Genomic DNA, 25,650 nt, shown 5'->3' with positions numbered 1-25,650 from the left:
GTTTTCAGCGGTTTTTCAAACGCGCCAGAATTTTTTCACGACCCAGCAGCTCCAGCACCGCATCCACCGAAGGCGTGTGCGCTGTGCCCAGCGTCAGCACGCGCACCGGCATGGCCAGTTGCGGCATCTTCAGGCCCTGGGCCTTGAGCACTTCCTTGATCAGGGCAGCAATGGCTTCCTTGCTCCACTCCACCGAGGCGATGCCTTCGGCGAAGGCGTCCAGGGTGGGCGCCACGGCGTCGGTCACGTGCTTTGCCAGGTCCTCGGCGTTGCGGTCGAAGGCGTCCACATAGAACAGGCGCACCCAGCCGGCCAGATCGACCAGGGTTTCGCAGCGGTCCTTGAACAGGGCGCAGATGCGCGGCAGGCGGTCGTCTGCGTCGAGCAGGGCCTGGTCCAGGCCGGTCTTGAGCACGAAGGGGCGCACCAGCTCTGCCAGGGCCGCGTCGTCCAGCGCCTTCAGGTGCTGGGCGTTGACCCAGCGCAGCTTGGCCTCGTCGAACTGGCCAGCGCTGCGGCCCAGGTGGTCCAGGTTGAACCACTCCAGGAACTGGGCGCGGCTGAAGATTTCGTCGTCGCCGTGGCTCCAGCCCAGGCGGGCCAGGTAGTTGACCATGGCGTCGGGCAGGTAGCCTTCGTCGCGGTACTGGGTGACGGCCTTGGCGCCGTTGCGCTTGCTCATCTTCTCGCCCTGCTCGTTGAGCACGGTGGGCAGATGGGCGAACACTGGCACGCTGGCGCCCAGGGCCTCGAAGATGTGGATCTGGCGCGGCGTGTTATTGACGTGGTCGTCGCCACGGATGACATGGGTGATGGCCATGTCCATGTCGTCCACGCAGACGCAGAAGTTGTAGGTGGGCGTGCCATCGGGGCGCGCGATCACCAGGTCGTCCAGCTCGCTGTTCTGGAACTCGATGCGGCCCTTGCATTTGTCTTCCCAGGCCACGACGCCGCCCTTCGGCGTCTTGAAGCGCAGCACGGGACGCACGCCTTCGGGCACGGGCGGCAGCACCTTGCCTTCCTCAGGGCGCCAGGTGCCGTCGTAGCGCGGCTTTTCCTTGTTGGCCATCTGGCGCTCGCGCAGGGCGTCGAGTTCTTCCACGCTCATGTAGCAGGGGTAGACATGGCCCGAAGCCTGCAGGCCGGCCAGCACCTCCTTGTAGCGGTCCATGCGCTGCATTTGATAGAACGGACCTTCGTCATGGTCCAGCTGCAGCCAGGCCATGCCCTCGATGATCACGTCCACCGAGGCCTGGGTGGAGCGCTCCACGTCGGTGTCCTCGATGCGCAGGATGAAATCGCCGCCCGTGGCGCGCGCAAAGGCCCAGGGATACAGGGCCGAGCGGATGTTGCCCAGGTGGATGAAGCCCGTGGGAGACGGGGCAAAACGGGTACGTACTTTTTGTGTCATTGCAGGGTATCCAGTCCGCGGGAGAGATCGTTCTTGAGGTCGCCCAGGTATTCCAGTCCGACGGAGATGCGCAGCAGGCCCTGGCCGATGCCGGCGGCACGGCGCTGCTCTTCGCTCAGGCGGCCATGCGAGGTGCTGGCCGGATGGGTGATGGTGGTCTTGACGTCGCCCAGGTTGGCCGTGATCGAGCACACCAGGGTGCTGTCGGCCACATGGAAGGCGTTGGCGCGCAGCTGTTCGGCGCCCTCGCCCACCACATCGAAGGACAGCACGCCGCCGCCCATGCCGTTTTGCTGGCGCATGGCCAGCTCGTGCTGCGGGTGGCTGGCCAGGCCCGGGTAGTAGACGCGGGCGACCTTGGGATGGGCTTCCAGCCAGGTGGCCAGCTCCAGCGCGGAGGCGCTTTGCGCCTTCACGCGCAGGGACAGCGTCTCCAGCCCCTTGAGCACCACCCAGGCGTTGAACGGTGCCAGGTTCAGGCCGCCGCTGCGCAGGAAGGTGCCCATGACCTTGTCCACCAGTGCCGTCGTGCCGCAGACGGCGCCCGACATGACACGGCCCTGGCCGTCCAGCAGCTTGGTGCCGGAGTGCACGACCAGGTCGGCACCGAACTTGGCAGGCTGCTGCAGCACGGGCGAGGCAAAGCTGTTGTCCACGGCCAGCAGCGCGCCATGGGCGTGCGCCAGCTCGGCCAGCGCGGCGATGTCGCACAGGTCGGTCAGCGGGTTGGTCGGCGTCTCGGCGAACAGAAGGCGCGTGTTGGGACGGATGGCCGCCTTCCAGGCCTGCACATCGGTCTGCGAGACAAAGCTGGTCTCTACGCCGAAGCGCGCCATCTCGCCGCCCAGCAGCTTGATGGTGGAGCCGAACATGGACTGCGAGCAGATCACATGGTCGCCGGCCTTGAGCGTGGTCAGCGCCACGAGCAAGATGGCCGACATGCCCGTGGACGTGGCCACCGCGCATTCCGTGCCCTCCATGGCGGCCAGGCGCTGCTCGAAGCTGGTGACGGTGGGGTTGGAGGTGCGGCTGTAGGTGTAGCCGGGCTCTTCATTGGCGAAGCGGCGCGCAGCCGTTGCACAGTCGGGCTGCACGAAGCTGCTGGTCATGTACAGGGCTTCGCTGTGCTCACCCCACTGGCTTCGCTCCACGCCCACGCGCAGGGCCAGCGTATCGGGATGCAGGCCTTCGGGAAGTGTCTTGTTGGTCACGTTGATGGTCCTTGGGGATCGGGCGCAGCACGCCAGCGGTGGCGGTGCCCGGAAAAAAGGAGCTAGAAGCACTTGTCACCTGGCGGCTTCCAGGGCCTTGCGGCCCTGGACGCTCCAGCACCAGCGCTTTTAGCTCATTTGTCAAAAAAGGCGGGCCACAGGCCCGCCCGACATTGTCACTGAATGCCCTGGCGCTCAGGCTTCCTGGGCATTGGGCAGGGACAGGCGCGACGCATCGCTGGCCTCTTCCTCCCCGCCCCGGTTACGGCCCTCGTTGAGCGCCGTGACCTCGTCCTCGGAGATGTCGCCCGTGATGTAGACGCCGTCGAAGCACGAGGCCTCGAAGCCCTGCACCTGCGGATTGATCTTGCCCACGGTCTGCTTCATGGCGGCCACGTCCTGGTAGATCAGCGCGTCGGCGCCGATGACCTGGCGGATTTCCTCGACCGTGCGGCCATGCGCCACCAGTTCGGCGCGCGTGGGCATGTCGATGCCGTAGACGTTGGGATGGCGCACCGGAGGAGCGGCCGAGGCCAGGTAGACCTTGACGGCGCCGGCGTCACGCGCCATCTGCACGATTTCCTTGGAGGTGGTGCCGCGCACGATGGAGTCGTCCACCAGCAGCACCTTGCGGCCCTTGAACTCGCTGCCGATGGCGTTGAGCTTCTGGCGCACGGATTTCTTGCGCGAGGCCTGGCCCGGCATGATGAAGGTGCGGCCCACGTAGCGGTTCTTGACAAAGCCTTCGCGGTAGGGAATGCCCAGCAGCTGGGCCAGCTGCATGGCGCTGGGCCGGCTGGATTCCGGAATCGGGATGATGGCGTCGATCTCGTTGGGCGGCACGGTGGAGACCACGCGCTTGGCCAGCGTCTCGCCCATGTTCAGGCGCGCCTGGTAGACGGAGATGCCGTCGAGCACCGAGTCCGGACGGGCCAGGTACACGTACTCGAACACGCAGGGGTGCAGCTCGCTCTTTTCGGCGCACTGGCGGGTTTCGACCTGGCCGTCGCTGTGCACGAACACGGCTTCACCCGGAGCGACATCGCGCTCGAGCTGGTGCAGCGTGCCTTCCAGGGCCACGGATTCGCTGGCCAGCATCACCGTGCCGTCGGCGCTGCGGCCCATGCACAGGGGACGGATGCCGAAGGGGTCGCGGAAGGCCAGCAGGCCGTAGCCCGCAATCAGCGCGATCACGGCGTACGAGCCCTTGATGCGCTTGTGCACGGCGCTGACGGCCTGGAAGACGTCTTCGCTCTTGAGCGGTGCGCCGCTGCTGGCGCGGGCCAGCTCGTGGGCCAGCACGTTGAGCAGGACTTCGGAGTCGCTCTCGGTGTTGGTGTGGCGGTGGTCGGTGTCCGACAGTTCCTCGCGCAGCTGCTTGGCGTTGGTGAGGTTGCCGTTGTGCACCATGACGATGCCGAAGGGCGCGTTCACGTAGAAGGGCTGGGCCTCTTCCTCGCTGGTCGCGTTGCCGGCCGTCGGGTAGCGCACCTGGCCCAGGCCCACCGTGCCCGGCAGGGCGCGCATGTTGCGGGTGCGGAACACGTCGCGCACCATGCCCTTGGCCTTGTGCATGAAGAACTTGCGCTCCTGCTGGGTCACGATGCCGGCGGCATCCTGGCCACGGTGCTGCAGCAGCAGCAGGGCGTCATAGATCAGTTGATTCACGGGCGCGGTGCTGACTACACCAACGATTCCACACATAGTTGCGTTCCATCCGTTTGCGAAGGTCGCCCTTCGCTGTCTGGGCCGTAGCAGCCACCCATTGGCCACGCCTGCGCCCGATTTCTCTATCCAAACTGTTTCTGCCAGCCGACTCCTGCGCTGCAGCGCCTTGTCATGCAGCCGGCAGATAGCGTCCCCATTCCTGCGGCAGCTGCGGCAAAACCGCAGCCAGCGCCTGCATCAGCCACGGCGCCAGGGCTGAATCCTGCCACCACTGTCCCTGGTGCAGCGGCGTGTAGCTGATCACCATCGTTGCCACCAGGGCCAGCAGCGCCCCGCGCAGCACGCCGAACAGCGCGCCCAGCGTGCGGTCCACGGGCCTCAGGCCCACCGCCTCGATCAGCCGGCGCGACAGCCAAGACACCAGGCCCCAGCCGAACAGCGCCAGCACGAACAACAGCACAAAGCCTGCGGCATAGCGCAGCTGCATGTCCCAGTCCTGCATGGGCAGCCACAGCGCCACGTCGGCAGCCCAGATGCGGGCCACGACAAAGGCCACCAGCCAGCCGAGCAGCGACAGCACCTCATACACCAGCCCGCGCCAGGCGCCTAGCAGCATCGATGCCAGCACGCAGGCCAGCAAAACCCAGTCCACCGTGGACATACGCTATCTCTGTGCGCCTGTGCTGCTTTGCAAGATGTACGTCACCGCCTCAGAGCTTGAGCACCGACGCCGGCAGGCCCTGGCCCTTGACGCGCGCCGCCGCCTTGTCGGCCTCGGCACGGCCGTTGAACGGGCCCACACGCACACGCGTGCGCTTGCCGTCCTTGGTGTCCACCACCTGCGTGAAAGTCTTCAGGCCCGCCAGCTCCAGCTTGGCGCGAATTTCCTGGGCCTTGCCGGCATCGGAGAAGGCGCCGACCTGCACGATGAAGCGCTCGTCCGTCGCCGCAGCAGCCGCCGGTGCGCTGCGACCTTCCAGCAGGGCCCGGGCACGCGCGGCGTCGTCGCTCCTGGACGGCTCGGGCTTGGGTTCGGGCTTTGGCTTCTGCTCGGGTTTGGGTTCGGGCTTGGGCTCCGGCTTGTGTTCGGGTTTGGCCGGCTCGGGCTTGGGCCTGGGTTCCGGCTTGGGCTCGGGTTTGGTCTCAGGCTTGGCGGCGGGCTTGGGCTCAGGCTTTGCCTCGGGCCGGGTTTCGGGCTTTGCTTCCGGCTTGACCGGAGCCACCTGCGAGACGGCCGGCGCCACGGGCACGGCAGGCCTGCCCATGGGAACCTCTTCCTCGTCGGCGCCCAGCGAGGCCTGGGCCGACACGCGGCCTGCCGGGGAAGCGGCGCCCTGGTGCGGATGGGCGTCCACGGCATTGGCGCCGGGCACGACCAGAGGAGCGACCTTGTCGCGGTCGGGAATCTCGATGGGGATGTCCACGGGAATCGGACGCGGCTGGGTGTCGAACAGCAGGGGGAATCCCACCACGCCTGCCAGGACCAGCACGGCAGCGCCGATGAGGCGGTGGCGCGCCCGGCGGCGCATGACATCGACGCTTTCCGCCTGTCCCAGCCGTGTGGGCCGCCTCGATGCGGACGACGAATCACCGTCGTCTTTTTTGCCGGGCCAACGAAAATTGAAAAATGCCATGGAGTGCGGACTCGTTCAGATCGGCCACCACAGGCAGCCACGATGGCCGTTTGCGGTGCGGATCACTGGATTCAGGTGCCCAGATGCTTGGCGTTCAGCCGGGGCGGGCCGTCCTGCAGCACGCCGCCCACCGTGAAGAACGAGCCAAAGACCACGATTCTATCAGTGGGACCTGCTGCAAGAACCGCGGCATCCAGCGCCAGCTGCGGGTTTGCGAAGGTGGCCAGCGAGATCTCGCGTGGCACGCCCGGCGCGGGCGGCAGGGCTTCGATCTTCTGGCGCAGCACCTCGGCGCTCTCGGCGCGCGGCGTGGGCAGGTCGGTGAGATACCAGCGGTCGATCAGCGGGGCAATCCTGGCCAGCATGGGGGCCAGGTCCTTGTCGTGCATGGCGCCGAAGACCGCATGCGTGCAGGGAAAGTAGCCCATGGCATCGAGGTTGGCCGTCAGCGCCGCCACCGAATGCGGGTTGTGCGCAACATCTAGCACCAGCGTGGGCTGGCCCGGAATGATCTGGAAACGGCCCGGCAGCTCGACCATGGCCAGCCCCGTGCGAACGGCCTGGGCCGTGACGGGGAGGCGGCTGCGGATGGCTTCGAGCGCGGCCAGCGCACCCGATGCATTGACCAGCTGGTTGGCGCCGCGCAGCGCCGGATAGGCCAGGCCCGCATAGCGCCGCCCGCGTCCGGCCCAGCCCCACTGCTGCTTGTCGCCCGAGAAATTGAAGTCCTGGCCCAGGCGCCAGAGATCGGCGCCAATGGCCTGTGCATGGTCCAGCACGCTTTGCGGCGGCATGGGATCGCTGACCACCACAGGCCGGCCGGCGCGCATGATGCCGGCCTTCTCGCGGCCGATGCTCTCGCGGTCCGGCCCCAGGAATTCCACATGGTCGATGTCGATGCTGGTGATGACGGCGCAATCGGCGTCGATCACATTGGTGGCATCCAGCCGCCCGCCCAGGCCCACCTCGAGAATCGCCACATCCAGCCTGGACTGGCTCATCAGCCGCAGGATGGCCAGCGTGGTGAACTCGAAATAGGTGAGCGCCACTTCCGTGCCCTGCACGCGCGCCTGCTCCACGGCCTCGAACTGCGGCAGCAGCTCGACGGCCTTCACGATCTCGCCGCCCACGCGGCAGCGTTCCTCGAAATGCACCAGATGCGGCGATGTGTAGACGCCGGGGCGAAAGCCCGATTGCAGCGCCACGGCCTCCAGCATGGCGCAGGTCGAGCCTTTGCCGTTGGTGCCCGCCACCGTGATCACGGGGCAGTCGAAACGCAGGTCCAGGCGCTGGGCAACTTCGCGCACGCGATCCAGGCCCAGCGCAATATTCTTGGGGTGCAGGCGCTCGCAATAGGCGAGCCATGCATCCAATGTGGGAAATGAGGTGTGCATACTGCGCGCTATTGTTACCCAGGGACAGTGTCCTTATAGGGTCCTCGCCATCCATTGACTGCGGCAACTGCAACCAATCATGACCACTGCAAACACTGTGACGCTCTACGGCATTCCCAACTGCGACACCGTCAAGAAGGCCCGCGCCTGGCTCACCGACCAGGGCATCGCCTACGAATTCCACGACTTCAAGAAACAGGGTGTTCCCGCCGAGCAGTTGCCCGCCTGGATGCAGGCTGTCGGCTGGGAAAAGCTGCTCAACCGCCAGGGCACGACGTGGCGCAAGCTCGATGCCGACACCCAGGCCGCCGCCCAGGATGCGGCCGGTGCCGCAGCCCTCATGCAGCAGCAGCCCAGCGTCATCAAGCGCCCGGTCGTCCAATGGCCGCAGGGACGCATCACCGTGGGTTTTGCGCCCGACGCCTGGGCAGAGATGGCCCACGGGGGCAAGCGCTGACTCTGCCATCAGGCCTGGAACAGCTTATTACGTGGATTTACGCGACCGCAAACTGCTTTCCAGGCCCGAGGAATACACTTGCATGGAGCCTGGCAGGAAATACCGCCAGCGCAACAGGAGTGCAATCATGAAATCCCTGGTTCTTTTGACGCTGGCGGCCACGACCGCCACCGTGGCCCTGGCCCAGGAGCAAGGCCGGGTGCTGTCGGTGACCCCGGTGACCCAGCAGGTGGCCGTGCCACAGCAGGTCTGCCGCGATGAAAACGTCTATACCGGCCAGCGCACCTCGGGCGCGGGCGCCGTTCTGGGTGCCCTGGCGGGCGGCGTGGTCGGCAATGCCATCGGCCATGGCGGCGGACGGGCGGCCGCCACGGCGGCCGGCGTGATCGGCGGCGCCATGCTGGGCAACCAGGCCGAGGCCACGGGCCAGCCCCAGTACCAGACGGTGCGCAACTGCACTACCCAGACCTACTACCAGAACCGTGCCGTGGCCTATGACGTGGTCTACGAGTACGCAGGCCGCAACTACACGACGCGCACCACCACGCCGCCCGGGGACTGGATCGCGCTGAGCGTGCAGCCCGCCGCCAACAGCGCGGCCTATGGCAGCAACGGCTACTACGGCACCAACCAGCCGCCCCAGGCCGCGTACTCCACCGCACCCGTGCCGCCGCCCGTGGTCTACCAGAACAACTACTACGACGGCGGTGGCTACTACGCCCCCCAGCCTGTGCAGCCCGTGTATTCGGCCGGTGACTATGTGGCCCCCGTGGTGATTGGAGCAGCCCTTGCTGCCGGCGTGTACTACGCCTCGCGCCCCAGCTATCACGGCTGGCGCGGCGGCTACCGCCACGGCTGGCGCCGCTGAGACGGACCTGCGCATGCAAAGCCCCGACAAGGGGCTTTTTGCATGGCGGCGGCCAGCACGTACCGGCAGCGGCCGGGTGCTGGCCTAAAATGGGCGGTTTAGTCCACCCTCTGCCCAGCTTCCATGACCACCGAAACCATCTCTGGCATCACCCTGACCACCAAGGCCAATGTCTATTTCGACGGCAAATGCATCAGCCATGGCTTCACGCTGGCCGATGGCACGAAGAAGTCTGCCGGCGTGGTGCTGCCCAGCCAGCTGACTTTCGGCACGGCCGCTGCCGAGATCATGGAATGCGTGGCCGGCTCCTGCGAGTACAAGCTCGACGGCTCGGACCAGTGGCTCACCTCCAAGGCCGGCGAGTCCTTCCAGGTGCCTGCGAACTCCAAGTTCGACATCCGCGTGACCGAGGCCTACCACTACATCTGCCACTACGCCTAAGCGCCTGAGCGCCTGGGCAGACCGACGCATTCGACCTGACGGCGCCCAGGCGCCTTCCGTGTTTTCCGGCAGCCGCGTCCCGCACGCCAGCCGCCATCGTTATTGAGAGAAGCATCGTATGGAAACCATCCTGCAAAACGTCCCCGTCGGCCAAAAGGTCGGCATCGCCTTCTCGGGCGGCCTGGACACCAGCGCCGCCCTGCGCTGGATGAAGAACAAGGGCGCCCTGCCCTACGCCTACACGGCCAACCTGGGCCAGCCCGACGAGGCCGACTACGACGAAATCCCCCGCAAGGCCATGGAGTACGGCGCCGAGCAGGCCCGCCTGATCGACTGCCGCGCGCAGCTGGCCGGCGAAGGCATTGCCGCCATCCAGGCCGGCGCCTTCCACATCTCCACGGGCGGCATCACCTATTTCAACACCACGCCCCTGGGCCGTGCCGTGACCGGCACCATGCTGGTGGCCGCCATGAAGGAAGACGACGTCAACATCTGGGGTGACGGCTCGACCTTCAAGGGCAACGACATCGAGCGCTTCTACCGCTACGGCCTGCTGACCAACCCCGCTCTGAAGATCTACAAGCCCTGGCTGGACCAGACCTTCATCGACGAGCTGGGCGGCCGCGCCGAGATGTCGGCCTTCATGACCAAGGAGGGCTTCGGCTACAAGATGAGCGCCGAGAAGGCCTACTCGACCGACAGCAACATGCTGGGCGCCACGCACGAGGCCAAGGACCTGGAGTTCCTGAACAGCGGCATCCGCATCGTCAACCCCATCATGGGCGTGGCGTTCTGGAAGCCCGAGGTCGAGGTCAAGGCTGAGGAAGTGTCGGTGACCTTCGAAGAAGGCCGCCCCGTGGCCCTCAATGGCAAGGAAATCGCCGATCCCGTGGAGCTGTTCCTGGAAGCCAACCGCATCGGTGGCCGCCACGGCCTGGGCATGAGCGACCAGATCGAGAACCGCATCATCGAAGCCAAGAGCCGCGGCATCTACGAAGCCCCCGGCATGGCCCTGCTGCACATCGCCTACGAGCGCCTGGTGACCGGCATCCACAACGAGGACACCATCGAGCAGTACCGCATCAACGGCCTGCGCCTGGGCCGCCTGCTGTACCAGGGCCGCTGGTTCGACCCGCAGGCCATCATGCTGCGCGAAACCGCCCAGCGCTGGGTGGCCCGCGCCGTGACCGGCACCGTGACGCTGGAGCTGCGCCGCGGCAATGACTACTCCATCCTGAACACCGAATCGCCCAACCTGACCTACGCGCCCGAGCGCCTGTCGATGGAAAAGGTCGAGGACGCGCCCTTCAGCCCCGCCGACCGCATCGGCCAGCTGACCATGCGCAACCTGGACCTGATGGACACCCGCGACAAGCTGGCCATCTACGCCAAGGCCGGCCTGCTGTCCCTGGGCACCAGCACCGCCCTGCCCCAATTGGGCGGCAAGGAATGACCTACACCCCCTGAGCGGCTGACGCCGCTTCCCCCTCTCTACTCGCTTCGCGAGGGAGGGGGACGACGCCCTCGCTGCGGGGCGGCCCTTGCTCGGCGTCCCTGGCATGGGACGCGCCCGCCAAGCACGCGACGCCATGGGCCAGAAAATCGCACACTTGCATCCCACAAGCCGCCGCAAGGCGGCTTTTTTTACGCCCCTGCTACCAGCGCGCGCCCTCGAAGCGCTGCACGAGAAAATCCAGCAGCGCACGAACGGCCACCGGCAGATGGCGGCGCGAGCTGTACAGCGCATGCACGGTCAGCGGCTGCGGGCGCCAGTCGGGCAGCACCAGCTCCAGCTGGCCGTTTTGCAGCATGGGCTGGACCAGGTAGGTTGGCTGCAAGGCAATGCCGGCGCCTTCGACGGCAGCGGCGGCCAGCACGGTGGCTTCGTTGGCGTTGAACCAGGTGGTGACGGCGATCTGCTGCTCATCGCTTTCATCGTCACGGCGAGTCAATTGCCAGACATTGCGCCCCACGCGCATGTGTCCCAGGCAGCGGTGCGCCTGCAGCTGGGCCGGTGCCTGCGGCCGGCCAGCCGCATCCAGATAGGCGGTCGAGGCCACCAGCACCGATTCGCAGACGGCCAGCGGCCGGCCGATGAGTGCGGCGCCCGGATCGGCGCTGATGCGTATGGCCAGGTCGATGCGCTGCTGCACCAGGTCCAGCGCGCCGTCGTCCACCAGCAGGTCGATCTTGAGGTGCGGGTGCAGCCGCATGAACTGCGCAATGGCCGGCGCCATCTGCGCATGGCCGAAGGACATGCTGCAGGTCACGCGCAGCAGGCCGCGCAACTGGCTGTCGCTGGCGCGCATCTCGCCTTGCACCTCATCGGCCAGGGCCAGCATCTGCTGGCTGTAGCGCAGGCACTGCGCACCGGCATCGGTGAGCGAGACACGGCGCGTGGTGCGGTGCAGCAGGCGCGCGCCCAGCCACTGCTCCAGCGACTCCACATGGCGCGTGGCCATGGCGCGCGACAGGTCCAGCCGCTCGGCCGCCGCCGTGAAGCTGCCGCATTCGGCCACCGTGGCAAACACCTGCATCGCCAGCAATCGGTCCATGGATATGCTCGATTTCTGCAACAAACAAGCGCATATTTTGCCGTTTATCTGCTCGATTTCAAAAACTAAAGTACCACCCATGGCAGCACGGCGCTGCCACCCGCTTTCTGTCTTGTGCTTTTTTCAAAGGAAATCGACATGCTTCGCACCACCTTGCTTTCGCTCACCCTGGCCCTGTCGGCCGGCCTGTCCCACGCCCAGGCGCCCGCCCCGCTGCAGATGAAGGTCTACCAGGCCGACGAACACAGCTTTGCCGTGACCTCCACCCTGATCACCGGTGCCAAGGAGGCCGTGGTCGTGGACAGCGGCTTCACCCGCGCCGACGGCCTGCGCATTGCCGCCAATGTGCTGGACAGCGGCAAGCAGCTGACCACCATCCTCATCAGCAATGCCGACCCCGACTACTACTTCGGCGCCGAGGTGCTCAAGAGCCTGTTCCCGCAGGCCAAGGTGGTGGCCACGCCGGCCGTGCGCGAGAAGATCGAGTCCAAGCTGCAGGGCAAGCTGGCCTTCTGGGGCCCCAAGATGGGCGCCAACGCCCCCAGCCATCCCGTGCTGCCCGAGGCCCTGCAAGGCAATACGGTGATGGTGGACGGCCAGGCGCTGGAGCTGCGCGGCACCACCGGCCCGCTGGCCCACCGCCCCTATGTCTGGGTGCCTGCGCTGCAGGCCATCGTCGGCAACGTGGGCGTGTTCGGCAACCTGCATGTCTGGACAGCGGACACGCAAAAGAGCGCCGAGCGCAAGGCCTGGCTGGCGCAGCTGGACGAGATGCAGGCCCTCAAGCCCGCTGTCGTCGTGCCCGGCCACATGCAGGCCGGCACGGCCATGGACGCCAGCGCCATCGCCTATACACGCGACTATCTCCAGCGTTTCGAGGCCGCCGCCGCCAAGGCGGGCAACAGCGCCGAGCTGATCGGTGCCATGAAGCAGGCCTACCCGCAGGCCGGCATGGCGCTGTCGCTGGACATCGGCGCCAAGGTGAACAAGGGCGAGATGCCATGGTAAGCATGCACTTTCGCAAAAATCCTCATGGAACCTGCATGCTGCGCCCTTGATCCAACCAGCTGCCGCCCTCATTCGTCGTGGCGGCAGGAGGTGCAGCCATGAAATACATGAAGCATTGGCAGGACCCGCTCAACGTCCTGCTGGGAGTCTGGTTGGCAGTCTCGCCCTGGGTGCTGGGGTTCCAGGACCAGATGGCGCCCACGGCCAACGGCGTGGTCATCGGACTGGCGCTGATTGCCGCTGCGCTGGGAGCCATCTTCATGCCCCGCGCGTGGGAGGAATGGACCGAAGGCCTGCTGGGTCTGTGGATGGTGATCTCGCCCTGGGTGCTGGGCTTTGCCGGCCAGATGGACGCCATGCGCAATGCCGTGGTGTCGGGCATCGTGGTGCTGGTGCTCGCGCTGTGGGTGCTGATGACCGACAAGGACTATATGGACTGGCGCAGTCGCTCCGCCCACTGAGGCGCTGATGCGCAGCGGCCCGCAGGCGGCAATGCCCTGCGGGCCGCTGTTTTTTTGCCGCCGTGCCCCTCAAGAACCGCCCAAGGACCGCCCAAGGCCGCTCAGACCACGACGGGCTCGGGCTCCAGGCGGATGCCGAATCGCTCGTAGACGCTGGTCTGTATCGCTCCGGCCAGCGTCATGACCTCGCCGCCCGTGACGCTGCTGTCCACGCTGTGCCGGTCGCCCCGGTTGACCAGCACCAGGGCCTGCTTGTCATACACCCCGGCGCGGCCCATGGACTTGCCCTTCCAGCCGCAGGCATCGATCAGCCAGCCGGCGGCCAGCTTGATGGAGCCGTCGTCCATGGGGTAGTGCACGATGCGGGGCTCGCGCGCAATGATGTCGGCGCACTGCTCGGGCGTCACCGTCGGGTTCTTGAAGAAGCTGCCCGCGTTGCCGATGTGCTCCGGATCGGGCAGCTTGGCGCGGCGGATCTCGCACACCCAGTCGAAGATCTGGCGGGCCGTGGGCTCGGCCACTCCCGCCTCGGCCTGGCGGCGCTGCAGGTCCAGGTAGCCCAGGCCGGGCTTCCAGTCCTTGGGCAGGGCCAGGCGCACGCGCGTGATCACGGCGCGGCCCTTGAGGCCCATGCCGCGCGGCGGCACGCCGCTCATGCGCGCACGCGCCACGGGCGTGGGCTCGGCCGGCGCATGCTTGAACACCGAGTCGCGGTAGCCGAAGGCGCATTGCGCGGCATCCAGCGTGAAGGACTCCCCCGTGGCCAGGTCGATGGCATCCAGCGACTCGAACCGGTCCTGCAGCTCCAATCCGTAGGCGCCGATGTTCTGCACCGGCGACGCGCCCACGGTGCCGGGAATCAGCGCCATGTTCTCCAGGCCGCCGTAGCCCTGCGACAGGGTCCAGGCCACCAGGTCGTGCCAGCGCTCGCCGGCACCGGCCTCGACGATCCAGTGGCGATCGGTCTCGCGCAGCAGGCGCATGCCCGCTATCTCCATCTTGAGGACCACGGGATCGACGTCGCCCGTGATCACCACATTGCTGCCGCCGCCCAGCACGAACACGGGCTGGCGGCCCCACAGCGGATCGGCCAGGAAATGGCGCACGTCCTCGTCGCTGCGCACGCGCACCAGGGTGTGGGCACGGGCGGCGATGCCGAAGCTGTTGCAATGCTGCAGCGGAACATTTTTCTCGACTAACATCGACCGGATTGTCGCACCGCCTCCCTGCGCCGCCGGCCCCGCGCCCGCATCGCCCGGCCGCGCGCTGCGGTACTTTTTCAGAACATTTACAGGAAATATTTGCCATGCCTTCTTTTGACACCGTGTGCGAAGCCGACTTCGTCGAAGTGAAGAACGCCGTGGAGAACACCGCCAAGGAAATCGGCACACGCTTCGACTTCAAGGGCACCTCGGCCGCCATCGAGCTCAAGGACAAGGAAATCACGCTGTTCGGCGATGCCGACTTCCAGCTGCAGCAGGTCGAGGACATCCTGCGCAACAAGCTGACCAAGCGCAGCGTGGACGTGCGCTTCCTGGACATCCAGAAGGCCCAGAAGATCGGCGGCGACAAGCTCAAGCAGACCATCAAGGTCAAGAACGGCATCGAGGCCGAGCTGGGCAAGAAGCTGCAAAAGCTGATCAAGGACAGCAAGCTCAAGGTGCAGGCCGCCATCCAGGGCGACGCCGTGCGCGTCACCGGCGCCAAGCGCGACGACCTGCAGGCCGCCATGGCCCTGATCCGCAAGGACCTGGCCGACCATCCCCTGTCCTTCAACAACTTCCGCGACTGATCGCCTGGCACCCGCCTCTGCGCCACAAGCCACCCCATGCGCCACCTACGTGCCGTACTTCTGAGCCTGGCCGCAGCGGCCGCGCTGGCTCCACCGTCGGCGACGGCGCAGTCCGTGGCGCTCAGCGGCGTGCTGGGCAGCAAGGCCTTGCTGGTCATAGACGGCGGCACGCCGCGCGCGCTGGCGGCGGGCGAAAGCCTGCAGGACGTGTGCGTGCTGCAGGTATCGGGTGACACGGCCGAGGTGGAAATCAAGGGCCGCCGCCAGACATTGCGCCTGGGCGAGGCGCCCATCAGCCTGGGCGGCCGGGGCGCGGCGGCGGGCGATCCCGCGCTCGGCCGGCGCGTGGTGCTCAAGGCCGACAACCGGGGGCACTTCATCGAACGCGGCCAGATCAATGGCAAGACCATGGTCTACATGGTGGACACGGGCGCCAGCTCGGTCGCCATCGGCCGGTCCGACGCCGAACGCATGGGCCTGCCCTTTCTCAAGGGCCAGCCGGTGATGATGCGCACCGCCAACGGCGATGCCCAGGGCTGGCGCCTGCGGCTGGATTCGGTGCGCGTGGGCGATGTCGAGGTCTTCGGTGTGGACGCCGTGGTCGCCCCTCTTCCCATGCCCTATGTGCTGCTGGGCAACAGCTTTCTTGCCCACGTCCAGATGACCCGCCAGGGCAGCGAGATGGTGCTGGAGCGGCGCTGATGCGGCCTGCATGCGCCCCGCTTCCCGCACCCCGCCAACGATGAGCCGACGCCCCGACGATTCCTACGAAGACCTGCTGGGCCTGTGGTCCGACCTGGAGGCCGCACTGTCCGTGCTGCTGTCCGCGCCGCTGCAGGTGCAGAGCTTCCTGGTCAAGCTGCAGCAGATCGACCTGTGGCTGCAGGAGCTGATCGCCCACGACAGCGATGCCGCGCTGTACCTGATGTTCCAGCGCGCCTGCTCGTCCACCGTGGGCTACAGCGCCTCCCATGCCCTGGTCTGCGCCTGCCTGTGCCATGTGCTGGCGCGCGAGCTGCGCCTGGACGAGTGCGAACACCGCACCCTGGTGTATGGCGCACTGACCATGAACATCGGCATGAACGCGCTGCAGGACGAACTGGCGCTGCAGCGCGAGCCGCTGACCCCCGCCCAGCAGCAGGCCGTACAGCGCCACCCGCTGCACAGCCAGGCCCTGCTGGCGCGGCTGTTCGTCAACGATGCGCTGTGGCTGGAACTGGTGGCCCGCCACCATGAAGCCGTGCCCCAGCAGCCCTTGGCCACACTGCCCCCGGTGCAGCGCCTGGTCCGCATCCTGGGCACGGTGGACCGCTACGCCGCCCTGATCAGCCCGCGCAAGTCACGCGAAGGCCGCAGCGCCGCCGAGTCGCTGCGCGCGCTCACCCAGCAGCAGCGCTACTCCGACGAGGTGGGCTTCGCGCTGGTGCGCGCCGTGGGCCTGTGCCCGCCGGGCACCTATGTGCGGCTGGACAACGGTGACATCGCCGTGGTGCTGCGCCGTGGCGAGCCGCCGCAGCCGCCGCTGGTGGCCAGCGTGATCGGCGCCGACGGCGCGAGCCTGTATCCGCCCGTCATCCATGAAGGCGAGGACGGCCCCCGCATCCGCTCGGCACTGGCGCGCGCCGCCATCACGCTGGAGCTGGACCCGCGCACGCTGGCCCAGCTGGGCGTGCTGGCCGCACGCGGCAGCCAGTCGCTGTACCGCATGGTGCAGATGCCCGGGCCTGTCTGAACGATCTGGCGCCTGAAGCGCGCGACACCGGCGCCGCGGCCCGTGTCAGGTCCGCGCGCCAGCCCACAGGCCCGCATGGTGGCCACGCGTGAAGGCCTCCTCCAGTACCGAGTAGCCGGCCCAGTCGGAATGTGCGAACCACAGGCGGCGCGTGCCCGGCGTGGGCAGCAGGGCCACGCGCTCGCCGGCGCACAGCGCGCTGCGCCCCCGGTGCAGCGACTGCAGCGCCACCTGGCTGAGCAGTTGCTGGTCACCGGGCCGGGGTATGGCCATGGCGTGGCCGTAGCGCGTGATCTCCATGCGCGTGGCCTTGTGCAGCAGGTCGGGATGGGGGACGAGCAGGCTGCCGACGATGCGGTCCCGCCAGAAGCCGAAGGGCTGGCCCAGCAGTTGGGCGCGCCCGTCAGGCCAGTCGCCCAGCGCCTGGTAGTAGCTGAGCACCGTGGGCCGGGGCGTGAGCCGGTCCAGGCCCTGGTGGCCCGCGTCCACATAGCCCAGGCCGCCCGCATTCGGATCGGCAAACAGCACGTTGTCCCAGGCCGGATCGGCGCCGGGCCGGTCGGCCAACGGCCGCTGCAGATGGATGTTGGCCACCAGCCAGGGCGCCCAGTCCAGCCGGCCGGCCACCGCGCGCAGGAAGTCCGGCGCATCGCGCACCACGCGTGCCGCGATGAAGCTGGGCAGGGCCACGATGCAGCGCGCGGCCAGCCAGCGCTCGTGCTGCTGGCGGCCGTGGTGGTAGACGTCGATCTCCACGCCATCGGCACTCTCGGCAATGGATAGCACGCTGCAATCGGTCTGCAGGTCGGTGCAGCCCAGCCCGGCCACCAGTTGCTGCGACAGCCAGCCATTGCCCTGGGGCCAGGTCAGCACGGCATCACCCGCGTCTTCGGGCGTGCGCTCATCCTGGCGGCGCGGGGCCGAGAAGCCGTGGCGGCTGGCGAAATAGTGAATGCCTGCCCAGGCCGACACCCGCGCCAGGCCCGCGCCGAAATCGTCGCGGCAGCAGTACTCCAGATACCAGATCAGCTGCGCATCATCGATGCCCTGGCTGGCCAGCCAGGCCTGCATGGTCTGGCCGTCCAGCGCGGCATGGGCGGCGGGCAGCCGGCCCTGGCGCTGCCAGACGCGGATGGACGGCATGGCAAAGGGCGCCCTGTCCATCTCCTGGGCCACGCTGCGCGCAAAGAGTTCGTACTGCTCCAGCGTGCGCGGCGCCACGCCATCGACGGGCAGCAGGCCCTCATGCCAGGCGCCCTGCCAGAACAGGCGCTCCTGCGGGCTGTGGCACAGATGGCGCTCGTCGTACTGCCAGCGGCCTGCGCGGCGCTGGCGCAGGCCCAGGGCCTCGAGCCAGTCCTGGACCTCGGATGCATCGTCGCCAGGCAAGGGCAGATAGTGGGCGCCCAAAGGACAGGCCAGCCCGGACATGCTGCCGCCCTGGCTGTTTCCGCCCATGGCCGGCTGCGTGTCCAGCAGTGCCACACCCTGCACCCCCGACAGCTCCAGCGCCCGCGCAGCCGCCAGGCCCGCCATGCCGCCACCGGCAATCACCACGTTGGCACGGTGCACCACGGCCGGCGCCGGCAGCGCCAGGCCCTGGCCCAATCGCTGCCAGAACGCGCGCAAGGCATGGCCGCGCTCCAGCGCCACGCCGCTGAAGCCACCAGGCAGGTCTTCCAGACGAGGCGGCGTTGGCGTGCAGCCGGCCAGGCCTGCGGCCGCACCGCCGGCCAGGCCCTGCAGCCATTGGCGCCGGCTCCACAAAGACGGGCGGTCGGGGCTCAACGCTCCACCCTGCCCCATTCGCGTTCGTAGGTATTGACCAGCACCTGGTTGGACAGGCGGTTGACCTCGGCCGGCACACGCGCCATGTCCAGCGGAAAGTCGAACATCAGCGCCATGGTCTGCGCGCTCAGAAAGCGCAGGCCCGCAGGCAGTGCATCGGGCTCGCGCCAGGGCCGGTGGCTGGCGATGACGAAGCCCCACTCGCCAAAGCTGGGCACATGGGCGTGGTAGGGCGTGGCCTGCAGGCCGATGGATTCGATGGTCTGCACCACGGTCCAGTAGCTCTTGCGCGCGATCAGGGGCGACGTGGTCTGCACCACGGCATAGCCGCTGGCGGCCAGGCGCTTGTCCAGCAAGGCATAGAAGCTGTTGGTGAACAGCTTGCCGATGGCGAAATTGGTCGGGTCGGGGAAATCGACGATGACGACGTCGAAGGTGTCCCCGCCCTGCTGCAGCCAGTGGAAGGCATCGGTGTTGACGATGCGCACGCGCGCATCGCTGAGCGCATCGCCGTTGAGCCGGCGCAGCATGGCGTTGTCCTTGAACAGGTCGGTCATGGCCGGATCCAGTTCCACCAGCGTGACCGACTCCACCGAGGGGTACTTGAGCACCTCGCGCACGGCCATGCCGTCGCCGCCGCCCAGCACGGCCACGCGCTTGGGCGCGCCATGCGCGGCCATCACGGGGTGGACCAGGGCCTCGTGGTAGCGGTACTCGTCGCCTTGCGCGAACTGCAGGTTGCCATTGAGGTACAGCCGCGCGCCCTGGCGTCCCTGCGTCACCACGATGCGCTGGTAGGGCGAGCTGCTGGAGAGCACGATGCGGTCCTGGTAGAAATGGTCGTCGGCCAGGCGCGTCAGATGGTCGGCTCCCCAGATGCCCGTGCCCAGCAGGGCCAGCACGGCCGCGCAGGCCAGGGCATGGGCGCGCGGGCGCCGCAGTTCATGCCGAAACAGCAGCAGCGCCCACACCGCCACCGCCGCATTCATGAAGCCGAACAGCAGCCCCGTGCGCACCAGGCCCAGCTTGGGCACCAGCAGCAGCGGAAATGCCAGCGACACGGCCAGCGCCCCCAGGTAGTCGAAGGTCAGCACCTGGGACACCAGGTCCTTGAGCGTCACATTGCGCTTGAGGATGCGCATCACCAGCGGAATCTCCAGCCCCACCAGCGTGCCCACCACCAGCACCATGCCGTACAGCAGGAACCGGAACGCGCCGGGCGCGTAGGCATTGGCAATGAACAGCGTGGCCGGCAACGCACCGCCGATCAGGGCCACCATCAGCTCGATGCGCAGAAAGTGCGCAGGCAGGTGGTCCTCGAAATAGCGCGACAGCCAGGAGCCTATGCCCATGGCGAACAGGTAGCTGCCGATGATGGTGGAGAACTGCAGGACCGAATCGCCCAGCAGATAGGAAGCCAGCGCACCCGCAGCCAGTTCGTAAAGCAGGCCGCAGGCCGCGATCACGAAAACGCTGACCAGCAGGGCGATGTCGATGGGGCGCGCCGGCTGCGCGCCGGCAAGAGAGGCTGAGGTTTGCACGGCCGGTATTGTGCGCGATGCGCCCCCCGTGTGCGCGAGAGGCGCCGTGCAACGGGCGAAGGCGCCGCGCGCCTCCTGGGGGTTCCGTCAGAACTGGTAGTTGGCGCTGACCAGCACGCTGCGCGGTGCGCCCGGCATGGAGCCGGAGCGCCAGTACTGCTTGTCGAACAGGTTGGACAGGGCCACGGTCACGGTCCAGGCGTCCTGGCGCCAGCCCACCAGCGCATCCCAGCGCGAGTAGCCGGGCAGGATGGCCGTGTTGGCGGCGTTGGTGAAGCGGCTGCCCGTGTAGGTCACGCCGACTTCGCCATACCAGGGTCCCTTGGGCGCATAGCGCAGGAACAGGTTGCCGTTGCGCTTGGCCGTGTCACGCAGGTACAGGCCCACGTTGGCGGGGTTTTGCGCGTCTTCAGCCACCTTGGCCTGCATGAAGGCCACGCCGCCGCGCACATACCAGGAACCGGCCACGCGGCCGGCCGCGCTGAACTCGATGCCGCGCGAACGGTCCTTGCCCCGGATGGCCCAGGTGTAGGGATCATTCTCGGGATCGGGGCGGTAGCGGATGTTGTACTTCTCCAGCTGGTAGACGGAGACCTGGGTGGACAGCGCGCCGCCCAGCCAGTCGCTCTTGACGCCGACCTCGGACTGGCGCGAGTACTGGGGCTCGTCGTCCGGCACCGCGCCCACGGCGGTTTCCACGGTCAGGATGCCGCGCCCGCCATAGGGCGAGTAGCTCTTGTTCCAGGACGCATAGAAGCTGTGCTCGCGCACCGGCTGCCACACCACGCCCACGCGCGGGCTGAAGCCGTTGCCGTCGGTCTTGCGCGTGAGGTTGGCGATCTTGTTGGTGCTCTGGAAGTCGTAGCTGTCGTAGCGCAGGCCCAGCAGCAGCTTCCACTGCTCGGTCAGGCTGACCAGGTCCTGCATGTACAGCGCCTGGCCTTTGCCCTTGTGATAGTTGTCCTGGGTCGGCTTGCCCTGCGCCGGACGGCTGGGCCAGACGATGGGCTGCAACGGGTCATAGGCGAAGGTGCTGCCGGGCTGGCCGACGCGCGGCGCGCGCTCTTCCTCGCTGGCCTCCAGGCCCACCAGCAGATCGTGCCGGATGCTGCCCGTGCTGAACTTGCCCGTCAGGTCCAGCGTGTTGGACAGCGTGGTGTTGCGGGTCTGCTGCCAGGCGTAGTTGGGCGTGATCTTGCCGGTCGCGGCACGGTAGGTGCCGGCGAAGTAGTGGTCGAAATCCTGGCTGGCCTCGCGCTTGCTGGCCACCCAGCGCAGACTCCAGCGGTTGTTGAAGTCGTAGGACAGGTCGGAGCGCAGCACGCGCAGGCGGTCTTCCACATAGTCGCCCGGCGCCGCAAAGCCCTTGCGGATGGAGACACCGGCCGGCAGCTGGTCGTAGACCGGACCGCGATCGGGCACGCGCCAGACGTTGTCATAGGTGTACTGGCCGGTCCAGCGCCAGCCCGTGCGCGAGTCCACCAGGATGCTGGGCGAGACCATCTCGTTGCGGTTGCGTATGCCTTCGCGGAAGCTGTGGGCCTGCTCGCGGTCGGCCGTCAGTCGCACGGCCACGTTCTCGTTGAGCACGCGGTTGATGTCGATGGTGCCGCCCACGTTGTCCCAGGAGCCGCCGCGCAGCGTGATGCTGCTCTTGGCATCGAAACGCGCCTGCTTGCTCACCATGTTGACCACGCCGCCGCCTGCGCTGCGGCCATAGAGCACCGAGGCCGGGCCCTTGAGGATCTCGATGCGCTCCACATTGGCGGTGCTGCGGCGCACCTGGCCGCTCTCGCGCACGCCGTCGCGGTAGATGTCGCTCTCGTCGGCCTTGAAGCCTCGGATGTACACGCCTTCGCCGCGCATGTCGTAGCTGGTGTTCACGCCGGGAACGCCGTCCAGCATGGTGGCCAGGTCGTTGATGCCGTAGTTCTTGTACTTGTTGACCTCCAGCGTGTCGATGGTCTGCGGGATGTCCTTGGGCGCCAGGTAGGTCTTGGTCGCCGTGGTCACGCCTTCGGGCCGCACGTCGTCAGGGTCGTACTGGGAGGCGTTGACCTGCAGCGTGGGCAGGGTGTGGGCCTGTTGAGGATGCGTCTGCGTCTGCGTCTGTGCCAGGGCCGGATCGGCTGGAGCGGCCTCCTGGGCATGGACCCCGCCCGCCAGCGCGGTGGTGATGATGCCAGCGGTCACACCCACTGAAAGCCTTGCCCTGCGGGCAGCTTGATGGTCTGTCATGGAAACCCTCTCTTCGAATGAAGGGGGCGATTTTATTTAGAATGCAAACGAATATCATTTGCAAACTCACTATCAACAAGGAATTTGTTGCGACGCAGCAACGCCGCCATGCGCAGCGCAGCCGCACCTTTTCAGGCGGGCTGCGTGTCGGCAGGAGATGGGGAATGCGGGGGCCAGGCGGCCCCGTTCAGTGGATGGCGGCAGCGACGATGATGCTGATGCCCAGGCACATGGCGGCCACCACCATGGCCAGCGCCTTGTTGTGCTTCTCGACGATCTCGGCCCACATGTCCACGGGTGTGATCTTGTCGATGATGAAGAAGCACAGCCAGAACACCACCACGCCCACCAGCGCATAGAGGATCGAGCCGAAGAAGGCGGCGGGGTTGAGCCAGTCGAAGTTCATGATCAGTTTCTCCGTTGTTTACTTGTGGCTGCCGCCCGAGGTGTAGCCACCCCAGGAGCCGCCGCTGCTGCGGGTGTAGCTGTTGCAGTTGGCGTCGGTATTGGGGTCGCAGTTGGGGCGCGATGCGCAGCCGCGCAAGGTGACGAACACCAGCCAGAGGATGAGCAGCCCGATGATGATGGTCCACAGCCCGAAGCGGCTGCCCGACATCACACCGACCTGCGAGCGGTCACGCAACTGCTTGAGGCCGAAGGCCATTGCCAGCGTGGTGGCCGAGACGGCGCTGCCATGCGACCAGGTGGTCTCGCCGCTCTCGGTCTCGCTGGCCAGGAAGGCCTTGTTCTGCGCGCCTGCGCTCACATAGTCCACATTGCGCGTGGTCTGGCCGCGCTGCACGGGCCAGTAGAACTCGCCCAGGGCGTAGGTGGTCTCGGCCGTGTAGCGCGATTCAAGCTGGTACTGCCGGCCCATGTACTTGGCCGTGCTGCGGTTCTTGGAGAGCTTGGGCACGCCCGTGGTCACGCGGGCCATGCTCCAGCCATCGGAGGAATCGACCAGGAATGCGAAGCCGGCCTTCTGGTTGAACAGCAGGTACTCCTCCCAGCCAAAGCTCTCGTCGTCGCCAGGCTCCTGGCCCATGCGGTGCTGAAAGCCCACCACCTGCCATTGCTGGCCTTCCAGCACACCCTTGCTGCCCAGCGGGATGGCCGGGCGCACGGGCTCGTTCTGTTCCGCATAGGCCAATTCCTTGCCAATGCCCTGGCTCAGGTCCACCAGCGATCCGCAGCTGGGGCAGCTCAGGCTCTTGGTGGTGGAAAAGCGCACGGGCACCACGGCGCCGCACTTGGGGCAGTTGAAGTGCCGGCCCTGCTCACCCTTGAGCGAGGCGCCGTCGCGCAGCCCCTGCATCCTGAGGTCGTCCAGCACCACGCGCTCGCCCAGGCTCAGCGCGGGAGGCTGGACGGAGAAGTCCACGGACAGCACCTGGCCCTGCTCGCTGCGCAGCTCCACCAGCCGGTACGGTGTGCCGGGCTCGGGCAGCTGCGCCAGCTCGCCCTGGGCCGATACCAGCCGCGCGTTCTGCACGCTGCTGACCGTGAAGCTCTTGCCGCCCAGCACACGCTGCGAACCCAGCAGCCAGTCGGAGGCCTTGAACGGCCCGTTACGCAGGGCCTCGGCCTCCCAGGGCCAGGACCAGACGAACTGGCCGTTGTCCTCGCTCAGGAAGCCCAGCGCGCCATCGCTGAACGCGGCCACCCATTCGCTCCAGGCGCCCGCCTCGCTCTTGAGCTGCAGCCGCCCGACCAGGGTGAAGTGCTCGGGCTTGCCGTTGCGCAGCATCTGGCCCGTGGCGCCGATGCGCAGGGGGCTGTAGTCCTCGAAGACCTCGGCCATGGAGCCACGGCGCTGCAGCACATCGCCCTGGCGCACCACGGTGCTGCGGCAGAACTCGCAGACGGCATAGCTGGCCTGGGCGCTGGCAAATTCCACGGGCGCGCCGCAGCCGGGGCATGGTGCGCGGTACACGCGCTGCGATGGACTGGATGCCATGTGAGAGAGTCGTCAGTGAAGAGAGGGCCTGGAGCGTGACCGGCCGGCCACGCCCCGCACGCAAGCTGCGCCCGTGGTGCGCAGCGCGGCGGCGACGGTCAATGCGGCTTGCCTTTGGCCGTGCCGGGCTTGGCCGCGGCGGCTGCCGGGTCGGCCTTCTTGCTGCCCAGCCTGGATTCCTTGCCGGCCATCAGGCGCTGGATGTTCTCGCGGTGGCGCCAGATCAGCAGGGCCGCCATGGCGACGATGGCGGCGGCAATCGGTGTCTCGGCATACCAGACCACGCCACTGCACAGCAGGTAGTAGACGGGGGCGAACACGGAGGCCACCAGGGCCGCCAGCGAGGAATAGCGGAAGAACACGGCAATGATCAGCCAGGTCAGCGCCACCGCCAGGCCCAGCCAGACGCTGATGCCCAGCAGCACGCCCAGGGCCGTGGCCACGCCCTTGCCGCCCTTGAAGCGGAAGAACACCGGGTACAGGTGGCCCAGGAAGGCAGCCAGCGCCACCATGGCCACCGTGCCGTCGCCCATGCCGAAGCGGCTGCCGAACCATTGCACCAGGGCCACGGGCAGCCAGCCCTTGGCGGCGTCCAGCAGCAGGGTGACGGCCGCTGCCGCCTTGCTGCCGGAGCGCAGCACATTGGTGGCGCCGGGGTTGCCGCTGCCATAGGTACGCGGATCATTCAGGCCCATGGCCCGGCTGACGATGACGGCGAACGACAGCGAGCCGATCAGGTAGGCCGCCACGGTGGCGAGAAGGGGGTAGAGCGCGTTCAATTGAAGTCCTTGGCCGGTCTGTGGAGCGCCGGCGCGCGATCCGGCCGGCCCTGATGGCCCGCCCTCCCTGATCGCCGACACATGTTTTTCATCAGGACCTGCGCGAACCCGGTGGAGGCGGCGGCCGCCTTCCCGTGTGCGCAAGTCGTGTTCATTTCTTCAGGGCATCTATTCTGCCAGCGCGCAGTGCACGGGCCGTGCATCCAGCAGCCGCACGCAGACCTGCGGGTCCAGCTGCACCAGAAAGCCCCGGCGCCCGCCGTTGATGGCGATGCGCGGCAGCGCCAGGATGCTCTCTTCGATATAGACCGGCATGTCGCGGCGCGTGCCGAAGGGCGAGGTGCCGCCGACCAGGTAGCCGCTGTGGCGGTTGGCGACTTCGGGCTTGCAGGGCTCCACGCTCTTGGCCCCGATCTGCCGCGCCAGGTTCTTGGTGGAGACCTTGCAGTCGCCATGCATGAGCACGATCAGCGGCCTGGCGTCCTGGTCCTGCATCACCAGGGTCTTGACCACCATGTGCTCGTCCAGCCCCAGGCTGGCCGCGCTGTGCTCGGTGCCGCCGTGTTCCAGGTACTCATAGGGGTGCTCGGTGAACTCCACCTTGTGGGCGCGCAGCAGTTGGGTGGCCGGTGTCTCGCTGACATGAGAGTTTTTCTTGGACATGAATTTTTTATCGTTTTACAATAATTTTTTATCGATTCATCAATACAAGGCT

The 25,650-nt window shown here is 67.4% G+C and carries 24 protein-coding genes; 9 read left to right on the top strand and 15 right to left on the bottom strand.

Going from position 1 to position 25,650, the window contains the following annotated elements; genetic code table 11:
• Positions 1 to 4: 4 nt before the first annotated feature.
• The 6 genes from gltX to folC form a co-directional block, all read right to left on the bottom strand.
• Entirely contained in the window at positions 5 to 1,411 is a 1,407-nt protein-coding gene (gene gltX, locus G4D77_RS26405; protein WP_017404949.1) for a glutamate--tRNA ligase, read from the bottom strand.
• Positions 1,408 to 2,622, bottom strand: coding sequence for an O-succinylhomoserine sulfhydrylase (locus tag G4D77_RS26400; RefSeq protein ID WP_154833912.1), 1,215 nt, complete (start codon positions 2,620 to 2,622; stop codon positions 1,408 to 1,410). The genes gltX and G4D77_RS26400 overlap by 4 nt, the downstream gene beginning before the upstream one ends.
• Before the next feature lie 195 nt (positions 2,623 to 2,817).
• Positions 2,818 to 4,326 carry an amidophosphoribosyltransferase gene (purF, locus tag G4D77_RS26395; protein ID WP_016449259.1) on the bottom strand — a complete coding sequence of 503 codons (1,509 nt, stop codon included), beginning with the start codon at positions 4,324 to 4,326 and terminating at the stop codon, positions 2,818 to 2,820.
• Between the two features lie 133 nt (positions 4,327 to 4,459).
• Positions 4,460 to 4,951: a CvpA family protein gene (locus G4D77_RS26390; protein ID WP_016451425.1), complete on the bottom strand. Its 492-nt coding sequence runs from the start codon at positions 4,949 to 4,951 to the stop codon at positions 4,460 to 4,462.
• 49 nt (positions 4,952 to 5,000) lie between these two features.
• On the bottom strand, positions 5,001 to 5,924 hold the full coding sequence (locus G4D77_RS26385) for an SPOR domain-containing protein (RefSeq protein ID WP_154833911.1): 924 nt from the start codon (positions 5,922 to 5,924) through the stop codon (positions 5,001 to 5,003).
• A 71-nt stretch (positions 5,925 to 5,995) separates the two neighbouring features.
• Entirely contained in the window at positions 5,996 to 7,318 is a 1,323-nt protein-coding gene (folC, locus tag G4D77_RS26380; RefSeq protein WP_154833910.1) for a bifunctional tetrahydrofolate synthase/dihydrofolate synthase, read from the bottom strand.
• Between the two features lie 79 nt (positions 7,319 to 7,397).
• Between folC and G4D77_RS26375 the strand changes: the two genes are divergently transcribed.
• The 4 genes from G4D77_RS26375 to argG all read left to right on the top strand — a co-directional run bounded on the left by G4D77_RS26375 (position 7,398) and on the right by argG (position 10,537).
• Positions 7,398 to 7,775 carry an ArsC family reductase gene (locus G4D77_RS26375; protein WP_016449255.1) on the top strand — a complete coding sequence of 126 codons (378 nt, stop codon included), beginning with the start codon at positions 7,398 to 7,400 and terminating at the stop codon, positions 7,773 to 7,775.
• A 127-nt stretch (positions 7,776 to 7,902) separates the two neighbouring features.
• Positions 7,903 to 8,643, top strand: a complete 741-nt coding sequence (locus tag G4D77_RS26370) for a glycine zipper 2TM domain-containing protein (RefSeq protein WP_016449254.1) — start codon at positions 7,903 to 7,905, stop codon at positions 8,641 to 8,643.
• Positions 8,644 to 8,766: 123 nt separating this feature from the next.
• A complete protein-coding gene (gene ppnP / locus G4D77_RS26365) occupies positions 8,767 to 9,084 on the top strand; it encodes a pyrimidine/purine nucleoside phosphorylase (protein ID WP_012206574.1) in 318 nt (105 codons plus the stop codon).
• A 118-nt stretch (positions 9,085 to 9,202) separates the two neighbouring features.
• Positions 9,203 to 10,537, top strand: a complete 1,335-nt coding sequence (gene argG, locus G4D77_RS26360) for an argininosuccinate synthase (RefSeq protein ID WP_016449252.1) — start codon at positions 9,203 to 9,205, stop codon at positions 10,535 to 10,537.
• 202 nt (positions 10,538 to 10,739) lie between these two features.
• Here argG and G4D77_RS26355 read toward each other — a convergent pair whose 3' ends face one another.
• Positions 10,740 to 11,639, bottom strand: coding sequence for a LysR family transcriptional regulator (locus G4D77_RS26355; RefSeq protein ID WP_154833909.1), 900 nt, complete (start codon positions 11,637 to 11,639; stop codon positions 10,740 to 10,742).
• 138 nt (positions 11,640 to 11,777) lie between these two features.
• Here G4D77_RS26355 and G4D77_RS26350 point away from each other — a divergent pair, with 138 nt between their 5' ends.
• Positions 11,778 to 12,647 carry an MBL fold metallo-hydrolase gene (locus G4D77_RS26350; protein WP_017407584.1) on the top strand — a complete coding sequence of 290 codons (870 nt, stop codon included), beginning with the start codon at positions 11,778 to 11,780 and terminating at the stop codon, positions 12,645 to 12,647.
• Between the two features lie 98 nt (positions 12,648 to 12,745).
• On the top strand, positions 12,746 to 13,108 hold the full coding sequence (locus tag G4D77_RS26345; RefSeq protein ID WP_016449249.1) for an SPW repeat protein: 363 nt from the start codon (positions 12,746 to 12,748) through the stop codon (positions 13,106 to 13,108).
• Between the two features lie 101 nt (positions 13,109 to 13,209).
• Here the strand turns inward: G4D77_RS26345 and murB are convergent, their stop codons facing one another.
• Positions 13,210 to 14,310 carry a UDP-N-acetylmuramate dehydrogenase gene (gene murB / locus G4D77_RS26340; protein ID WP_016449248.1) on the bottom strand — a complete coding sequence of 367 codons (1,101 nt, stop codon included), beginning with the start codon at positions 14,308 to 14,310 and terminating at the stop codon, positions 13,210 to 13,212.
• Positions 14,311 to 14,414: 104 nt separating this feature from the next.
• Between murB and G4D77_RS26335 the strand changes: the two genes are divergently transcribed.
• From G4D77_RS26335 to G4D77_RS26325, 3 genes are read left to right on the top strand one after another with little or no spacing between them, the layout of a single operon-like run.
• Complete coding sequence (locus tag G4D77_RS26335) at positions 14,415 to 14,900, top strand: YajQ family cyclic di-GMP-binding protein (RefSeq protein ID WP_012206580.1); 486 nt, start codon at positions 14,415 to 14,417, stop codon at positions 14,898 to 14,900.
• A 36-nt stretch (positions 14,901 to 14,936) separates the two neighbouring features.
• On the top strand, positions 14,937 to 15,602 hold the full coding sequence (locus G4D77_RS26330; protein ID WP_154833908.1) for a retropepsin-like aspartic protease family protein: 666 nt from the start codon (positions 14,937 to 14,939) through the stop codon (positions 15,600 to 15,602).
• A 40-nt stretch (positions 15,603 to 15,642) separates the two neighbouring features.
• The gene (locus tag G4D77_RS26325; protein ID WP_154833907.1) at positions 15,643 to 16,632 is read left to right on the top strand and encodes an HD-GYP domain-containing protein; all 990 of its coding nucleotides are present in this window, start codon (positions 15,643 to 15,645) and stop codon (positions 16,630 to 16,632) included.
• A gap of 45 nt (positions 16,633 to 16,677) precedes the next feature.
• Here G4D77_RS26325 and G4D77_RS26320 read toward each other — a convergent pair whose 3' ends face one another.
• The 7 genes from G4D77_RS26320 to ybaK form a co-directional block, all read right to left on the bottom strand.
• A complete protein-coding gene (locus G4D77_RS26320) occupies positions 16,678 to 18,438 on the bottom strand; it encodes an FAD-dependent oxidoreductase (protein ID WP_193726206.1) in 1,761 nt (586 codons plus the stop codon).
• Positions 18,417 to 19,961, bottom strand: a complete 1,545-nt coding sequence (locus tag G4D77_RS26315; RefSeq protein WP_034363641.1) for a polyamine aminopropyltransferase — start codon at positions 19,959 to 19,961, stop codon at positions 18,417 to 18,419. Before G4D77_RS26315 ends, G4D77_RS26320 begins: the two co-directional genes overlap by 22 nt.
• An 87-nt stretch (positions 19,962 to 20,048) precedes the next feature.
• The gene (locus tag G4D77_RS26310; protein WP_154833905.1) at positions 20,049 to 22,199 is read right to left on the bottom strand and encodes a TonB-dependent receptor; all 2,151 of its coding nucleotides are present in this window, start codon (positions 22,197 to 22,199) and stop codon (positions 20,049 to 20,051) included.
• 187 nt (positions 22,200 to 22,386) lie between these two features.
• A complete protein-coding gene (locus tag G4D77_RS26305; protein WP_016449242.1) occupies positions 22,387 to 22,605 on the bottom strand; it encodes a DUF350 domain-containing protein in 219 nt (72 codons plus the stop codon).
• A gap of 18 nt (positions 22,606 to 22,623) precedes the next feature.
• Positions 22,624 to 24,156: a DUF4178 domain-containing protein gene (locus G4D77_RS26300; protein ID WP_016449241.1), complete on the bottom strand. Its 1,533-nt coding sequence runs from the start codon at positions 24,154 to 24,156 to the stop codon at positions 22,624 to 22,626.
• A 98-nt stretch (positions 24,157 to 24,254) separates the two neighbouring features.
• Entirely contained in the window at positions 24,255 to 24,935 is a 681-nt protein-coding gene (plsY, locus tag G4D77_RS26295) for a glycerol-3-phosphate 1-O-acyltransferase PlsY (protein ID WP_016451416.1), read from the bottom strand.
• Between the two features lie 168 nt (positions 24,936 to 25,103).
• A complete protein-coding gene (ybaK, locus tag G4D77_RS26290; RefSeq protein ID WP_017404114.1) occupies positions 25,104 to 25,598 on the bottom strand; it encodes a Cys-tRNA(Pro) deacylase in 495 nt (164 codons plus the stop codon).
• Positions 25,599 to 25,650: the final 52 nt, after the last annotated feature.

Source organism: Delftia sp. WY8 (genome assembly GCF_018437695.1).
Classification (GTDB): Bacteria; Pseudomonadota; Gammaproteobacteria; order Burkholderiales; family Burkholderiaceae_C; genus Comamonas; species Comamonas tsuruhatensis.
Note: the sequence above shows the minus strand (reverse complement) of the source record. Positions and strands in the feature narration are given on the sequence as shown.

Excerpts from the sequence above, each read along its gene's own strand:
- gltX (WP_017404949.1), bottom strand. The coding sequence starts at position 1,411 with ATGACACAAAAAGTACGTACCCGTTTTGCCCCGTCTCCCACGGGCTTC.
- purF (WP_016449259.1), bottom strand. The coding sequence starts at position 4,326 with ATGTGTGGAATCGTTGGTGTAGTCAGCACCGCGCCCGTGAATCAACTG.
- G4D77_RS26390 (WP_016451425.1), bottom strand. The coding sequence starts at position 4,951 with ATGTCCACGGTGGACTGGGTTTTGCTGGCCTGCGTGCTGGCATCGATG.
- G4D77_RS26385 (WP_154833911.1), bottom strand. The coding sequence starts at position 5,924 with ATGGCATTTTTCAATTTTCGTTGGCCCGGCAAAAAAGACGACGGTGAT.
- folC (WP_154833910.1), bottom strand. The coding sequence starts at position 7,318 with ATGCACACCTCATTTCCCACATTGGATGCATGGCTCGCCTATTGCGAG.
- G4D77_RS26375 (WP_016449255.1), top strand. The coding sequence starts at position 7,398 with ATGACCACTGCAAACACTGTGACGCTCTACGGCATTCCCAACTGCGAC.
- G4D77_RS26370 (WP_016449254.1), top strand. The coding sequence starts at position 7,903 with ATGAAATCCCTGGTTCTTTTGACGCTGGCGGCCACGACCGCCACCGTG.
- ppnP (WP_012206574.1), top strand. The coding sequence starts at position 8,767 with ATGACCACCGAAACCATCTCTGGCATCACCCTGACCACCAAGGCCAAT.
- argG (WP_016449252.1), top strand. The coding sequence starts at position 9,203 with ATGGAAACCATCCTGCAAAACGTCCCCGTCGGCCAAAAGGTCGGCATC.
- G4D77_RS26355 (WP_154833909.1), bottom strand. The coding sequence starts at position 11,639 with ATGGACCGATTGCTGGCGATGCAGGTGTTTGCCACGGTGGCCGAATGC.
- G4D77_RS26350 (WP_017407584.1), top strand. The coding sequence starts at position 11,778 with ATGCTTCGCACCACCTTGCTTTCGCTCACCCTGGCCCTGTCGGCCGGC.
- G4D77_RS26345 (WP_016449249.1), top strand. The coding sequence starts at position 12,746 with ATGAAATACATGAAGCATTGGCAGGACCCGCTCAACGTCCTGCTGGGA.
- murB (WP_016449248.1), bottom strand. The coding sequence starts at position 14,310 with ATGTTAGTCGAGAAAAATGTTCCGCTGCAGCATTGCAACAGCTTCGGC.
- G4D77_RS26335 (WP_012206580.1), top strand. The coding sequence starts at position 14,415 with ATGCCTTCTTTTGACACCGTGTGCGAAGCCGACTTCGTCGAAGTGAAG.
- G4D77_RS26330 (WP_154833908.1), top strand. The coding sequence starts at position 14,937 with ATGCGCCACCTACGTGCCGTACTTCTGAGCCTGGCCGCAGCGGCCGCG.
- G4D77_RS26325 (WP_154833907.1), top strand. The coding sequence starts at position 15,643 with ATGAGCCGACGCCCCGACGATTCCTACGAAGACCTGCTGGGCCTGTGG.
- G4D77_RS26320 (WP_193726206.1), bottom strand. The coding sequence starts at position 18,438 with ATGGGGCAGGGTGGAGCGTTGAGCCCCGACCGCCCGTCTTTGTGGAGC.
- G4D77_RS26310 (WP_154833905.1), bottom strand. The coding sequence starts at position 22,199 with ATGACAGACCATCAAGCTGCCCGCAGGGCAAGGCTTTCAGTGGGTGTG.
- G4D77_RS26305 (WP_016449242.1), bottom strand. The coding sequence starts at position 22,605 with ATGAACTTCGACTGGCTCAACCCCGCCGCCTTCTTCGGCTCGATCCTC.
- G4D77_RS26300 (WP_016449241.1), bottom strand. The coding sequence starts at position 24,156 with ATGGCATCCAGTCCATCGCAGCGCGTGTACCGCGCACCATGCCCCGGC.
- ybaK (WP_017404114.1), bottom strand. The coding sequence starts at position 25,598 with ATGTCCAAGAAAAACTCTCATGTCAGCGAGACACCGGCCACCCAACTG.